13 protein-coding genes are annotated in these 13573 nt (G+C 66.8%); 11 read left to right on the forward strand and 2 right to left on the reverse strand.

All coding sequences use genetic code 11. The features are described 5' to 3' along the window. Positions 1-6 precede the first annotated feature (6 nt). Together ALI44B_RS00430 and ALI44B_RS00435 are read right to left on the reverse strand one after the other, a co-directional pair. Complete coding sequence (locus tag ALI44B_RS00430) at positions 7-897, reverse strand: TIGR01777 family oxidoreductase (RefSeq protein WP_077052830.1); 891 nt, start codon at positions 895-897, stop codon at positions 7-9. 2 nt (positions 898-899) lie between these two features. After that, positions 900-1325: an OsmC family peroxiredoxin gene (locus tag ALI44B_RS00435; RefSeq protein WP_077052831.1), complete on the reverse strand. Its 426-nt coding sequence runs from the start codon at positions 1323-1325 to the stop codon at positions 900-902. A gap of 85 nt (positions 1326-1410) precedes the next feature. Between ALI44B_RS00435 and thyX the strand changes: the two genes are divergently transcribed. The 11 genes from thyX to ALI44B_RS00490 all read left to right on the forward strand — a co-directional run bounded on the left by thyX (position 1411) and on the right by ALI44B_RS00490 (position 13417). Next, entirely contained in the window at positions 1411-2136 is a 726-nt protein-coding gene (gene thyX / locus ALI44B_RS00440; RefSeq protein ID WP_077052832.1) for an FAD-dependent thymidylate synthase, read from the forward strand. An 84-nt stretch (positions 2137-2220) separates the two neighbouring features. After that, complete coding sequence (dapA, locus tag ALI44B_RS00445) at positions 2221-3195, forward strand: 4-hydroxy-tetrahydrodipicolinate synthase (RefSeq protein WP_077052833.1); 975 nt, start codon at positions 2221-2223, stop codon at positions 3193-3195. 25 nt (positions 3196-3220) lie between these two features. Then, positions 3221-4897, forward strand: a complete 1677-nt coding sequence (locus ALI44B_RS00450; protein WP_077052834.1) for a ribonuclease J — start codon at positions 3221-3223, stop codon at positions 4895-4897. A 391-nt stretch (positions 4898-5288) separates the two neighbouring features. Then, positions 5289-6347 (forward strand): efflux RND transporter periplasmic adaptor subunit, encoded by a 1059-nt coding sequence (locus ALI44B_RS00455; protein WP_077052835.1) that lies wholly within the window; start codon positions 5289-5291, stop codon positions 6345-6347. After that, entirely contained in the window at positions 6344-7033 is a 690-nt protein-coding gene (locus ALI44B_RS00460; protein WP_077052836.1) for an ABC transporter ATP-binding protein, read from the forward strand. The genes ALI44B_RS00455 and ALI44B_RS00460 overlap by 4 nt, the downstream gene beginning before the upstream one ends. Beyond that, positions 7030-8256 carry an ABC transporter permease gene (locus ALI44B_RS00465; protein WP_083709337.1) on the forward strand — a complete coding sequence of 409 codons (1227 nt, stop codon included), beginning with the start codon at positions 7030-7032 and terminating at the stop codon, positions 8254-8256. Before ALI44B_RS00460 ends, ALI44B_RS00465 begins: the two co-directional genes overlap by 4 nt. Before the next feature lie 59 nt (positions 8257-8315). Beyond that, the gene (locus ALI44B_RS00470; RefSeq protein WP_083709339.1) at positions 8316-11315 is read left to right on the forward strand and encodes an FtsK/SpoIIIE family DNA translocase; all 3000 of its coding nucleotides are present in this window, start codon (positions 8316-8318) and stop codon (positions 11313-11315) included. A gap of 3 nt (positions 11316-11318) precedes the next feature. Beyond that, entirely contained in the window at positions 11319-11942 is a 624-nt protein-coding gene (gene pgsA, locus ALI44B_RS00475) for a CDP-diacylglycerol--glycerol-3-phosphate 3-phosphatidyltransferase (protein WP_083709340.1), read from the forward strand. 10 nt (positions 11943-11952) lie between these two features. Then, on the forward strand, positions 11953-12447 hold the full coding sequence (locus tag ALI44B_RS00480) for a CinA family protein (protein ID WP_077052837.1): 495 nt from the start codon (positions 11953-11955) through the stop codon (positions 12445-12447). Positions 12448-12730: 283 nt separating this feature from the next. Continuing rightward, positions 12731-13039: a helix-turn-helix domain-containing protein gene (locus ALI44B_RS00485; protein WP_077052838.1), complete on the forward strand. Its 309-nt coding sequence runs from the start codon at positions 12731-12733 to the stop codon at positions 13037-13039. 153 nt (positions 13040-13192) lie between these two features. Then, positions 13193-13417, forward strand: a complete 225-nt coding sequence (locus tag ALI44B_RS00490) for a DUF3046 domain-containing protein (RefSeq protein ID WP_077052839.1) — start codon at positions 13193-13195, stop codon at positions 13415-13417. Positions 13418-13573: the final 156 nt, after the last annotated feature.

Genomic DNA, 13573 nt, shown 5'->3' on the forward strand with positions numbered 1-13573 from the left:
GGCAGGCTAGCCCGCCGCGAGCGCCGCGTCGACGGCCTCCTCGACCGTGCGGTGCGTGAAGGTGAAACCCGTGCGCTCGAGAACGCCCGGTTCGATGCGCTGATCGATCAGCAACAGGTCGTCGGCGGCCTGCTGCAGCGCCGCCTTGAGCGCGAACTTCGGCGCCCGCAGCAGGAAGGGCCGTTCGAGTCGCCGCGCCAGATGGAACATGAGGTCGTTGGCGCTCGACGGCGTGGGGCCCACGAGGTTCACCGGCCCGTCGATGTCATTATCGAGGACGTGTCGGATGCCCCGCACCTCGTCGTCGAGGCTCACCCACGGCCAGCGCTGCGTGCCCGAGCCGAGCGGCCCCGCCACGCCGAGCTTGGTCAGTGGCATGAGCGGTTTGAGGATGCCTTCGAGAGCCAGCACGACTCCCGTGCGCAGTCGCACGGTGCGCACCGAATCGGGTGCCTTCATCGCTTCGGCTTCCCAGCGCACGCACACACCCGCGAGGAACCCCTCGCCGTAGTTCGATTCCTCGGTCAACGTCTCGCCGGGCCGTGAGCCGTAGTAGCCCGACGCCGACCCGCTCGCGAAGACGGGCGGGGGAGTGCTCGTGCGGTGCAGCGCCTCGACGAGTGTGCGCGTCGCCTGCACGCGCGAGGACAGGAGCGTGCGGCGGTACGACGCCGTCCACGGCAGCTTCGAGATTGACGCGCCGGACAGGTTGACCACGGCGTCGACGCCGTCAAATGCCGACACGTCGAGTCGCCCGGCGGCCGGGTCCCACGAGACCTCGCCGGCGCCGGCGTTATCGCGCCGCACGAGATGGACGACCTCGTGCTGATCGTCGCGCAGCGAGCGCGTGAGGGCCGTGCCGATGAGACCGGATGCTCCGGCGATGAGAACGCGCATGTCTAGGCCAGGCTCGCTTCCAGCGTGATGGTGATGCCCGTGAGCGCCTGCGACACCGGGCAGTTGACCTTGGCGTCTTCGGCGATGCGCTCGAACGTCTCTTCGTCGAGACCCGGCACGACGGCCGACACGAGCAGGTGGCTCGAGGTGATGCCCGTGCCCGGCTGGAACGTGACGGCGGCCGTGGTCTGCACGCGCTCGGGAGGCGTGCCGTTCTCGGTCAACGCGTTCGAGAAAGCCATCGAGTAGCACGCGGCGTGAGCGGCACCGAGCAGCTCTTCGGGGGTCGTCACGCTCTCCGAACCCTCGGACCGTGCCTTCCAGTCGACCGGCAGGCTCGCGGCCTTCGACGAGTCGAGGGTGACCGTTCCCGAGCCCTCGAAAAGCGTTCCGTTCCAGACCGTCGTGGCTTCGCTGGTAACCGCCATGGTGCACCTCCGTGAGTTGTTCAGGCGCTCCGTACGCCTGCCGTCAGCCTAACGAGGGCGTCCGACATCCGGGTAGGGTTGACGCGTGCCAGAGATTGAATTCCGTTCCGATGTGACCGTCGAGCTCGTGCGTTCGAGCGCCTCCGATTCGGATGTGCTTTTTGCCGCGCGCGTGTCGACGCAGGGCGAGCAGACGCTCGAGGCCGCGCAAGACGGGCAGGAGGCGACATCCCGCGACCGGGGTCTCATCAACTACCTGATGCGTGACCGCCACGGCTCGCCGTTCGAGCACAACTCCATGACCTTCTATGTGCAAGCTCCCATCTTCGTGTTCCGCGAGTTCATGCGGCACCGCATGGCCAGCTACAACGAAGAATCGGGCCGCTATCGCGAGCTGCGTCCCGTGTTCTACGTGCCGTCCGAAGAGCGCAACCTCGTGCAGGTCGGCAAGCCCGGCGCCTACGACTTCCTGCCCGGCACCGCCGAGCAGACCGCGCTCGTGCGCGACGAGACCGTTCGCGCATCCACTCAGGCCTTCGAGGCCTACCAGCGCATGCTCGATGCCGGTGTCGCCCGAGAGGTCGCGCGCATCGTCTTGCCGCTCAACATCTATTCGTCGATGTATGTCACGGTCAACGCGCGATCGCTCATGAACTTCCTGTCGCTGCGCACCAAGCGCGAGGGCAGCCAGTTCCCATCGTTCCCGCAGCGCGAGATCGAGATGTGCGCCGAGAAGATGGAAGACGTGTGGCAGAAGCTCATGCCGCTCACGCACGAGGCGTTTCAGAGCAAGGGTCGCGTTGCGCCGTAGTGCTCGGGGCGTTCGAGTCGTTCGAGGTGCCGGCACCGGGGCGGCGGATGTCGCCGGCCCCCGTCGAACCGGTAACCTAAGACCGTGAGTGTTGAGAATCCTTTCGGGCAGGTCCTCGTCGCGTTGGTGACACCGTTCTTGAGCGACGGAGAGGTCGACTGGCCCGGCGTCGAGAAGCACATCGACGACGTCATCACGGCCGGTGCCGACGGCATCGTCGTCACGGGCACGACGGGTGAGACATCCACCCTCACCGACCCCGAGAAGCTGCGCCTCGTCGAGGTGGGCAAATCGGTGTCGGCCGGCCGCGCCAAGATCATCACGGGCGGTGGCTCCAACGAGACCGCGCACGCCATCGAGCTCTACAAGGCCAGCGAAAAGGCCGGGGCCGACGGCGTCATGATCGTCACGCCCTATTACAACAAGCCGACCCAGGCGGGCATCCTCACGCACTTCCGCATGATCGCGGATGCCACCGATCTGCCCGTCATCCTCTACGACATCCCCGGTCGCACGGGTGTGCCCATCAAGTACGAGACGATCCTGCGGGCCGCCAAGCACCCGAACATCCTCGCCGTGAAAGACGCCAAGGGCGACTTCAGCGAGGTCAGCCGCGTGCTCAACCAGACCGACCTCATGTACTTCTCGGGCGACGACGCCAACGCGTTGCCCCACATGGCGATCGGCGCGGCGGGTCTCATCGGCGTGACGGCCAACATCGCGGCGCGGCCCTATCGCCAGATGGTGGATGCCGTCAACGCCGGCGATCTGCATACCGCCACGCTCGCACACCAGCAGCTCGAGCCGCTCGTGCGCGCCGTCATGACGCACGTTCCCGGCACCGTTGCCGCCAAATACATCCTGCACGGCCTCGGCCGCATCCAGACCCCGCGCGTGCGCCTGCCGCTCGTCGGGCCGGAAGAGGCTGAAGCCGCGCAGATCGAAGACGAACTCGCCCTCGTGCGAGACATCCCGGGTGTCGACCTCTCGAGGTTCCGCCCAGACCGCAATGCGGCCGCCGGAGGTGCCCTGCCGAAAGTGCACGGCACCACACGGTAGCCCCATAACTCAACAAGGAGGGCGCATGCCCGTTTCCGTATACGAACCGCCGGCTCTCGAACCCGGCACACTCCGCGTCATCCCGATCGGCGGTCTCGGCGAGATCGGCCGAAACATGACCATGTTCGAGATCGACGGCAAGATCCTCATCGTCGACTGCGGCGTACTCTTCCCCGAGGAGCACCAGCCGGGCGTCGACCTGATCCTGCCCGACTTCAGCCCCATCAAAGATCGCCTGGGCGACATCGTGGGCGTCGTGTTGACGCACGGCCACGAAGACCACATCGGCGCCGTCCCCTACCTGCTGCGCCTGCGCAACGACATCCCGCTGATCGGCTCGGGGCTCACGCTCGCGCTCGTCGAGGCGAAGCTCAAAGAGCACCGCATCAAGCCCTACAGCCTCACGGTGACCGAGGGTCAGACCGAGAAGCTCGGCCCGTTCGACCTCGAATTCGTGGCCGTCAACCACTCGATCCCGGATGCCCTCGCGGTCGCCATCTCGACGAGCGCCGGCACGGTCCTCGCCACGGGTGACTTCAAGATGGACCAGCTGCCGCTCGACGGCCGCCTGACCGACCTGCGGGCCTTTGCGCGCCTCGGCGAGAAGGGCATCGACCTGTTCCTGGTCGACTCCACCAACGCCGACGTTCCGGGCTTCACGCCGCTCGAATCATCCATCGGGCCCGTGCTCGACCAGGTCATCCAGAAGGCCACGCGCCGCGTCGTCGTCGCCAGCTTCTCGTCGCATGTGCACCGCGTGCAGCAGGTCCTCGATGCCGCCGCCGCCAACGGCCGCCGCGTCGCGTTCCTCGGCCGCAGCATGGTGCGCAACATGGGCATCGCCGCCGACCTCGGCTACCTGAAGGTGCCGAAAGACGTGCTCATCGACTACAAGAAGGCGAAAGACCTTCCCGACGACCGCATCGTCTACATGTCGACGGGTTCGCAGGGCGAGCCCATGGCCGTCCTCAGCCGCATGGCCAACCTCGACCACGCGATCGAGCCCGGCCCGGGTGACACCGTCATCCTCGCGTCGAGCCTCATCCCCGGCAACGAGAACGCCGTCTACCGCGTCATCGACGGGCTGACCAAGCTGGGCGCCAACGTCGTGCACAAGGGCAACGCCAAGGTGCACGTCTCCGGTCACGCGGCCGCCGGCGAGCTGCTCTACTGCTACAACATCCTGAAGCCCAAGAACGTGCTGCCCGTGCACGGGGAGTACCGCCACCTGGTGGCGAACGCCAAGCTCGCGATGCAGACCGGCATCCCCGAAGAGAACACCATCCTCGGTGAAGACGGCACGGTCGTCGACCTTAAGGATAGCGTTGCCAAAGTCGTCGGACAGCTCGACCTCGGCTTCGTCTACGTCGACGGGTCGACCGTCGGCGAGATCACCGACGCCGACCTCAAGGACCGCCGCATCCTGGGCGAAGAGGGTTTCATCTCGATCATCGTCGTGGTCGAGGCCGCGACGGGCAAGGTCGTGGTCGGGCCCGAGATCCACGCGCGCGGTTTCGCCGAGGACGACGCCGTGTTCAACGAGGTCAAGCCCAAGATCGTGTCCGCCCTGGCCGAGGCTGCGAAGAGCGGAACGCGCGACCCGCACGCCCTGACGCAGGTCGTGCGCCGCACCGTCGGCCGCTGGGTGAACACGTCCTACCGTCGCCGCCCCATGATCGTTCCCCTCGTCATCGAGGCGTAGAAGCGATAGCCCCCCGAAGCCCCGCCGGTCTGGATGACGGCGGGGCTTCGTCGTGCGACGGCGCGGCCTTCGCCGTTCGGGTGGGTGCGCGAAACTCTGCATTCCGACACGCCGCCGGGGGACAACTTTTCCCGCAGCGTCGCAAGGGGCCCGGCGGTGTTCCGGTGGCGGAATCCCGGGGGCGTCGGCGGGCTCGTTGACTGCATCCCGATCTGGGGGCCCTCGTGAGCCCCGTTCGGCCCGCACGGGTGCCATCGCGCTGGATACCATCGAGCCACGGACTGTCGGCACCCACGAAGGGTGCAGCATCCGTCGTCAGTCCGACCTCGCGGTGCGGGCGAGCCGAAAGATCTTCGGCGGGGGAGGGCCTGCGGGCCGCAAGGGGAACGTTATGGGTGTGTGGCGACGGATCATTCTGCCGATCGTGCGGGTCGTGTTGGTGGCGGCGATAGCGGTCGCCCTCGTGAAAATCGCCTTTTTCCCGGATGCCTCGGCCGAGAGCGCGCCGGCAGAAGCCTCGGCGTCGATCGAAGAACCCATCGTGACGGCTGAGTTGTCCTCTCTGCAGAATTCACTGACCGTGCCGGCCAGCGTGCGAGCCGACACAGCCGTCGACGCAAAGGCCACGCTGCAGGGTTCGGTCTCCGAGCTGACCGTCGTGGTCGGGCAGAAGGTCTCGGCGGGAGAGCGCATCGGGGCTGTTCGTCAGGAGACGCCCGTCGACCCGATAACGCGCGTCGCCCCCGACGGCACCGAAAGCGTCGTGCCGCAGAAACCCAAGGTGGTCGCCGAAGCCATCGTCGCGCCGGCTGCCGGCACGATCAGCGCGCTCCCGGTCATCAGAAAGCAGGAGGTGGCGGTGGGCGATGTGGTCGCAAAGATCACGCCAGATGCGTTCATCGTGCAGGGTTCACTGAAACCCGAGGACCTCTATCGGCTGTCGTCGATTCCGGGTGAGGCGAGTGTGAGCCTCAAGGGTGGTCCCGGCGAATTCACTTGCACGTCGCTGCAGATCAGCGACCCGGCGACCGCTGGGGACGGCTCGGCCGTGAACAGTGCTGATCCGTCCGGCGAGGCAGCCGGCGGTGGCGGTGGTACGGGGCTGACCTGCCGTGTTCCAGCCGAGGTCCGAGTGTTCTCGGGCCTGACGGGCGCGCTCACCATCCAGGCCGGTTCGGCGGAGAACGTTGTGACGCTGCCGACGACGGCCGTCAAGGGCAACGCCGACAGCGGGTCCGTGTGGGTGCAGAACGCCGAGGGCGAGGCCGAGGAGCGGCCCGTCAAGCTCGGAATCACCGACGGGGTACAGATCCAGATCGTCGAGGGCATCGCCGAGGGTGACGCGGTGTACGAGTTCGTCCCCGGCACGGATGCCACCGACCCCGAGTCGACGGGGTGCGCCCTCCAGCCCGACGGCAGCGAAGTCTGCGACGAGGGTCTCGTCCCGTGAGCCTCGTCGCGGCACAGGGGATCGGGCGCGTCATCGAGCGCATCGATGACGAACCCCTCACCATCCTCGCCGACGTCTCGTTGAGGGTCGAGGCAGGCGAGCGCGTGTCGATCGTCGGACGATCGGGGTCCGGCAAATCCACCCTCCTCAACCTTCTCGGCATGCTCGACCTCCCGACCAGCGGCTCGCTCGAGATCGCGGGGGAGGACGTGTTGAGCCTGTCCAATCGCCGGCGCGACCGCCTGCGCGGTGCGAACATCGGCTTCGTCTTCCAGCAGTTCAACCTGCTCGACGGGCGGACCGCCTCGGAGAACGTCCAATTGCCGCTCGTCTACGCCGGCGGGTCGAGCTATTGGCGGCGTGAAGCGCTCGCCGACGAGATGCTCGACCGCGTGGGGTTGTCCCACCGGCGGCGGTCGCTGCCTCACAACCTCTCGGGCGGCGAACAGCAGCGTGTCGCCATCGCGCGCGCGCTGGTCAGGCGGCCGAGACTGATCCTCGCCGACGAGCCGACAGGTGCGCTCGACGTCGAGACGGGCATCTCGATCATGGGGTTGCTCGACGAGATCGTCGCCGAAGAACAATCCGCCATCGTCACCATCACCCACGATCCGGCCATCGCCGCGCTCAGCGAGCGTCACTATCGGCTGGCGTCCGGGTCCCTCGAAGAGGCGGTATTCGCGTGAACGCCGTCGTGACGAACATCCTCGGTGTGCTGGTCGAAGCCTGGCAAGAGATCCGGGTGCACCGGGCACGAGTTCTCCTCTCGCTCCTCGGGGTTGCCATCGCCGTGTGCGCGTTGAGTGCTTCTGTGGCTGCGGCGAGCCTGGCCCAGCAGGCCATAGCCGAACAGAATGAAGTGTCGGGCGGGCGCGATGCCACGCTCTCGGTCAATGCCTACCCCTCGGATGCCTCACCCGCGGCTCTAGACGCCGTCGACGATGCCTGGGCGAGATCGGTCGACAGGCACCGCATGAACTTTGTCTCCAACGTCACCAATACGGGTCTACCGATGCGCTTCCCGGGCGGCGCGATGGACACGAACTTCACGGTCGTTAGCCCGTCCTACCTCGAAATGCACCGGGTTCGGCTCGCCGAAGGCTCCTGGTTTGCGGACGACGACGACGATCGCCTCGTGCCAGCTGTCGTTGTCGACAAGTATTTCTACGAAGCGCTCGGCTCGCCCTCGCTCGCGAGCCACCCCGTGGTGTCGATCGACGGAGATCCCGCGCACCGAGTCGTCGTCATCGGCACCTTCGTGCCGCCCTACGACAGCGGCATGCCGGCGGCGTACATCCTGCCCGGCGGGGCCGAGAAGGTTTTGCCGCCGGACATCCTGGCGGGCAGCGGCCGCACCTTCGAGGCGTGGGTCCCTCCGACCGACGTCGACATGTTGCGGGGTCAACTCGAAAGCGAGCTGACAGCATCACTGGGATCATCGGTGAGTATCGACGTCTCGCGCACCGATGCGGGCGCCTACACCAACGGTGAAGACCCTCTGCTGCCGCTCCGCATGCTGACTAACGCCGTCGCTGTCGTCATCCTCATTCTCGGAGCCCGGAGCTTGTTGAACATCTCCGTCGTCACCATGCGTCAGCGCATACGTGAAGTGGGCATACGTCGGAGCTTCGGGGCCTCATCTGCGCGTGTGTTCTCGGCGGTGCTCCTCGAGAGCGTGTTGGGCACGCTGGTCGCGGGTGTCGCGGGTGTCGCAGCGGCGATCCTCATCATGAGTCTCCCGGCCGTGCGGGGGCTCTTCGCCGCCGGGGGATTGAGCGACCCGCCGCCGTTCCCGATGGATGCCGCGCTCCTCGGAATCGGCGCGGCGCTCGCCGTGGGGGTGCTCGCCGGGGCTCTGCCGGCGACGATCGCCGTGCGGGTCAAGGTCATCGACGCGATCCGTTCGTGATGGCCGACCGGCCGCGTCAATACGGGCGATCGTCGGTGGTGCGGGCTAGCGTGGACGGTATGGCTCCGAGTTCAGTACCGACGGGCCGCGGCCGCACGAAGGCTAGCGGCAGCGCATCCAGTGCGCCCAAGAAGGGCGCAGCGACGAAAACGTCGGCATCCGCACGAGCCGGTTCCGGCACCGCGGCGGCCAAGGGGGCTGCCGCCAAGACCACCGCCTCGGCGAATAAGACCTCCTCCCGCACGGTCGCCTACCCGACCGCCGACGAACAGGCGCCGAGCACCAACATCCTCGCCCGCGCCTGGATGGGGCTTGCTCACCTCGCGGGCGGCGGGGCTCGTGCCTTCGGTCCCGAGAACCTCGCCAAAGACGAGCGCCGCGACGGCGTTCCCTTCTTCATCCTTCTTCTGGCCGTCGCCGGTGTCGTCATCGAATGGTTCGGCGTCAACGATCCCGTCGCGCAGAATCTCGACGCCTACACCTTCGGCGGCATCTTCGGCCGCGCGGCGTTCATCATGCCCATCGTCATGTTCGCCCTGGCCGTGTGGCTCTTCCGACACCCCAGCTCGGTCAACGACAACGGCCGCATCGGCATCGGCGTAGGCCTCGCGGTCGTCTCGATCTCCGGGCTGTGCCATTCGTTCTCGGCCCTTCCCAACCCGAGCGACGGCATGCCCGCCCTCGCGGCCGCCGGTGGCGTCATCGGCTGGCTCTCCGGTGCGCCGCTCACGGCCCTGCTCACACCCATCGGCTCGGGCATCATCCTGTCGCTGCTCCTCTTGCTCAGCCTGTTCATCATCACGAAGACGCCGCCCAACAAGGTCGGCCAGCGCTTCCGAGAGCTCTACGCGTGGATGTTCGGCACCGACGTCGTCGAAACCGCCGAGCGAGACGCGGCCAAGCGTTCTGCTGCATCCGACGATGACGAGGCCGTCGACGCTGCCGACACCGATTCGCTTCCCTGGTGGCGCCGCAACAAGAACCAGCGCGAAGAAGACCCCGACTTCGAGGCGTCGTCGGACGATGCCGTCACCGAATTGCTCGGCGGCAAAGCAGGCCGGGGCGTCGGAGGCTTCGACACGGCGCTCGAGCGGCCCGACGACGAGCGCCCCGCACCCATCGTGCCCGCCACGCCTCTTCCCACCGACGAGGGCATGACGGCCGTCATCGGCGATCTCTCCCGCGCCGAAGCAGCACTCGGCGAGTGGGAGCACTCGAAACGCCTGGCGAGCGCCGGTTCAGCTACGCCGAGCACCTCCGGACTGCGCGACGACGGGCCCGAGAGTGTCACCGAGGTCCTGCCCGGTATGGGCAGCATCGGTCTGCTCGACGAGGACGGCCTCGGCACGCCCGAGCCGTCCGATTCCCCCGAGAACCCCTACCGGCTGCCGTCCGTCACCACGCTCGCCGCGGGTGAGCCGGCCAAGCAGCGGTCCGAGGCCAACGACGAGGTCGTCCGCTCCATCACCGAAGTCCTGACCCAGTTCAGCGTCGACGCTCGGGTCACGGGCTTTTCCAGAGGCCCGACCGTCACGCAGTACGAGATCGAACTCGGCCCCGGCGTCAAGGTCGAGCGGGTCACGGCGCTGTCGAAGAACCTCTCCTACGCCGTCGCGTCGAACGAGGTCCGCATCCTGTCGCCCATCCCGGGCAAATCGGCCATCGGTGTCGAGATCCCCAACAGCGACCGCGAAATCGTCACCCTCGGCGATGTGCTCCGCTCGGGAGCAGCCGTCAAGAGCACGCACCCCATGACGATCGGTGTGGGCAAAGACGTCGGCGGTGGCTACGTCGTGGCCAACCTCGCCAAGATGCCTCACCTCCTAGTCGCGGGTAGCACGGGCTCGGGTAAGTCCAGCTTCGTCAACTCGATGATCACGAGCCTTCTGATGCGGGCGAAGCCCAACGAAGTGCGCATGGTCCTCATCGACCCCAAGCGCGTCGAGCTCGCGCCCTATGCCGGTGTGCCGCACCTCATCACGCCCATCATCACGAACCCCAAGAAAGCCGCCGAGGCGCTGCAGTGGGTCGTGAAGGAGATGGACATGCGTTACGACGACCTGGCGTCGTTCGGCTTCCGGCACATCGACGACTTCAACAAGGCCGTCGTCAACGACGAGATCGTGCTCCCCGCGGGCAGTGAGCGCGTCCTCAAGCCCTACCCCTACCTCCTCGTCGTCGTCGACGAGCTCGCCGACCTCATGCTCGTCGCACCGCGCGACGTCGAAGAATCGATCGTGCGCATCACGCAGCTGGCGCGTGCCTCCGGCATCCACCTCGTCCTCGCCACGCAGCGACCTTCGGTCGACGTCGTTACGGGTCTGATCAAGGCCAACGTTCCCTCGCGCCTGGCCTTCGCCGTGACGAGCGTCACCGACTCGCGAGTCATCCTCGACCAGCCGGGCGCCGACAAGCTCATCGGCCAGGGCGACGGCCTCTTCCTTCCCATGGGCACGTCCAAGGCCATCCGCGTGCAGGGCGCCTGGGTCAACGAGGCCGAGATCGAGAAGGTCGTCAAGCACGTCACACAGCAGGCCCGACCTGACTACCGCAAAGACGTCGAAGCTGTGGTCGAGCGCAAAGAGATCGATGCCGACATCGGTGACGACCTCGAATTGCTTTTGGCGGCGGCCGAACTCGTCGTCTCGACCCAGTTCGGCTCGACCTCAATGCTGCAGCGCAAGTTGCGCGTCGGCTTCGCCAAGGCGGGCCGTCTCATGGACCTCATGGAATCCCGCGACATCGTCGGCCCCTCCGAGGGCTCCAAGGCCCGTGACGTGCTGGTGACCGCCGAGCAGTTGCCCGCACTGATGGCGCGCATCAAGGGAGAAGACGGCCCGTCCGGGTCCTCCTTCACGCCGCCGACATCGGCCGGCGGCAACGCTAGTGCAGGCATGTCCACCGGGGCCCCGTCAGCAACTCACGCTCCGGCCGACACCAACCCCGACGATTCGGATGACCGCTACCACGACGATCCCGTCGCGAGGATGTCTCATGGGTATCCTGAGGTGGAGGGCGAACCTGATGAAGACGCCTGGCAGCTGACCGGCAGGGAGTAACACATGGCGTCACACGGCGCATCGTTCGATCAGGGCGCAGGCACGCCGCTGAATGCAGGGTCTCGCCCCTCGAATCTGAACCTGCCGAATGCCATCACGGTGGCTCGAATCATCCTGGCCCCGATCTTCGTCTGGCTGTTGCTGGCCGACAACGGCGCGAACGGCACGCTGCGTTGGGTGGCGGGCATCCTCTTCATCCTGGCTATTGCCACGGACGGCATCGACGGGGCGATCGCGCGCCGGCGCAACCTGGTCACCGACCTCGGCAAACTCCTCGACCCCATTGCCGACAAGGTGCTCACCGGGGCTGCGCTGGTGGCCCTCTCAAGTCTCGGCGAGCTGCCCTGGTGGATCACGGCCGTCGTGCTCGCGCGTGAGGTCGGCATCACGGTGCACCGCATGATCCTCGCGAGCGACCATGTCGTCGCGGCCGCATGGATGGGCAAACTCAAGACGGTCATGCAGGCGGTCGCGATCTCCCTCGCGCTGCTTCCGCTCGCGGCGCTCGTGGGCGATTGGGTCATCGTGCTCAATGTCGTCACCATGACGGCGGCCGTGCTGCTCACCATCGCCAGCGGCATCGACTACGTGCTCACCGAAGTGCGCGGGCGCCGCGCTGCGCGATAGCCATCCCCACATGACCACCGCTTCCGACTCCGCCACGATCATCGCCCTGCTGCGCGAAAGGTCCTGGTCGATCGCGGCCGCCGAATCCCTGACGGGTGGTCTGCTCGTCTCGGCCCTGATCGACACGCCGGGAGCCTCCCGCGCCGTCCGCGGCGGCATCGTGGCCTACGACACGTGCCTCAAGCACTCGCTTGTCGGCGTCGACGCTCAGCTCCTCGCCGAACACGGCGCCGTGCACCCGGATGTCGCGCGCCAGCTCGCCGACCGCGTGCGTCTCGCCGCGGCCATCGACGGCGTTTCGGCCGACGTGGGTATCGGCACGACGGGCGTCGCGGGCCCCGATCCGCAAGACGGTCAGCCGGTCGGAACGGTCTTCGTCGGCATCAGCATCCGCGGCACCGTGGATGTCGTCGCGCTCCAACTCGAGGGAACGCGCGACGAGATCCGCCGCGCCACGGTGGAGCACGCCCTGCGCAGGCTGCGAGAGGCGCTCGAGTCCGCCTGACGGGTGCGCCGTGGACGGTGGCGCGACATCCGTTCGATACGCGGATGTCGGGCTGGAATAGTTCTCGTTTCGGTCGCGTTACAGGTTAGTGATTCACAAGAAAAGCCCAGTGATCGTGGTTAGTGTTTTTTTCACGGCAGCAGGTATTGTTAGCCATCCCCGAAGCGCATGCTCCGGCGGTCGAAAGGGCACCAGGCCCGAGGGCTCACGGGTTTCGTCCCTGAGGTTCAGGGCACAAAGTGGTTTGGTCCCTGAGGTTCAGGGCACAGAGAGGGAGGCTGCAATGGTTTTAGTTCGTCAAGAGATCGGCGACGTTCTTCGCGACTTCCGCCTTCAAAAGGGGCGTACGCTTCGTCAGGTCGCGAGCAAGGCAAGTGTCGCGCTGGGCTACCTCAGTGAGGTAGAGCGCGGTCAGAAAGAGGCGTCGAGCGAGATTCTCGCGTCGGTTGCCGAAGCGCTCGAGACTCCGATCTCCACAATCATGCGCGAAGTCGGCGACCGTCTCGCCGTCATCGAGGGCATCGATCCGATTCCCGACACCGTTCCCGACGCTTTCGTCGCTGAACTGGATGCCGATCTGGTCACTCGCTAACACTGCCCTCCTCGACTGCCCGGCTCCGGCCTCAGCTTCAAAAACCCCGCCTGACATCAGGCGGGGTTTTTGCGTCCCCACCAAGTTCAGAGCGGACGTGATTTGGAGCGGACGTGGTTTGGACTGTCGGCTGTGGTTGGTAGCGTTGCAGTCGTGAAAATGAGTGAGTTCAAGCAGGCGATCGCCGATGAATTCGGCGCCGGCTACGGCCGTGTGCTCGCCGCTGATCTCGTGCTCGGCGATGTCGGGTCCCGCACCGCGAATCAGGCCCTCTCCGACGGCGTTCCGCCACGTGAGGTCTGGCTGGCGCTCTGCCGCGCCACCGACGTGCCGCGCGAGCGTTGGTATGGCGTGGGCACGCCGCCCCCGCGCGCCTAGACAGCTTTCGCGCGCGCTCACTTTCTCGCCTGCTGCCTTTCTCGCTGGTTAGCTTTCTCGCCCGCGCCAAAGGCGTTGGGACGGGCTTCTCGCATAGCCGACGGACCGAAGTGGTATTCGACACGCCCGCGCTCATCTCTCGAACATCCGTTCGGA

Origin of the sequence: Leifsonia sp. ALI-44-B, from assembly GCF_001984125.1 — a bacterium.
Classification (GTDB): domain Bacteria; phylum Actinomycetota; class Actinomycetes; order Actinomycetales; family Microbacteriaceae; genus Okibacterium.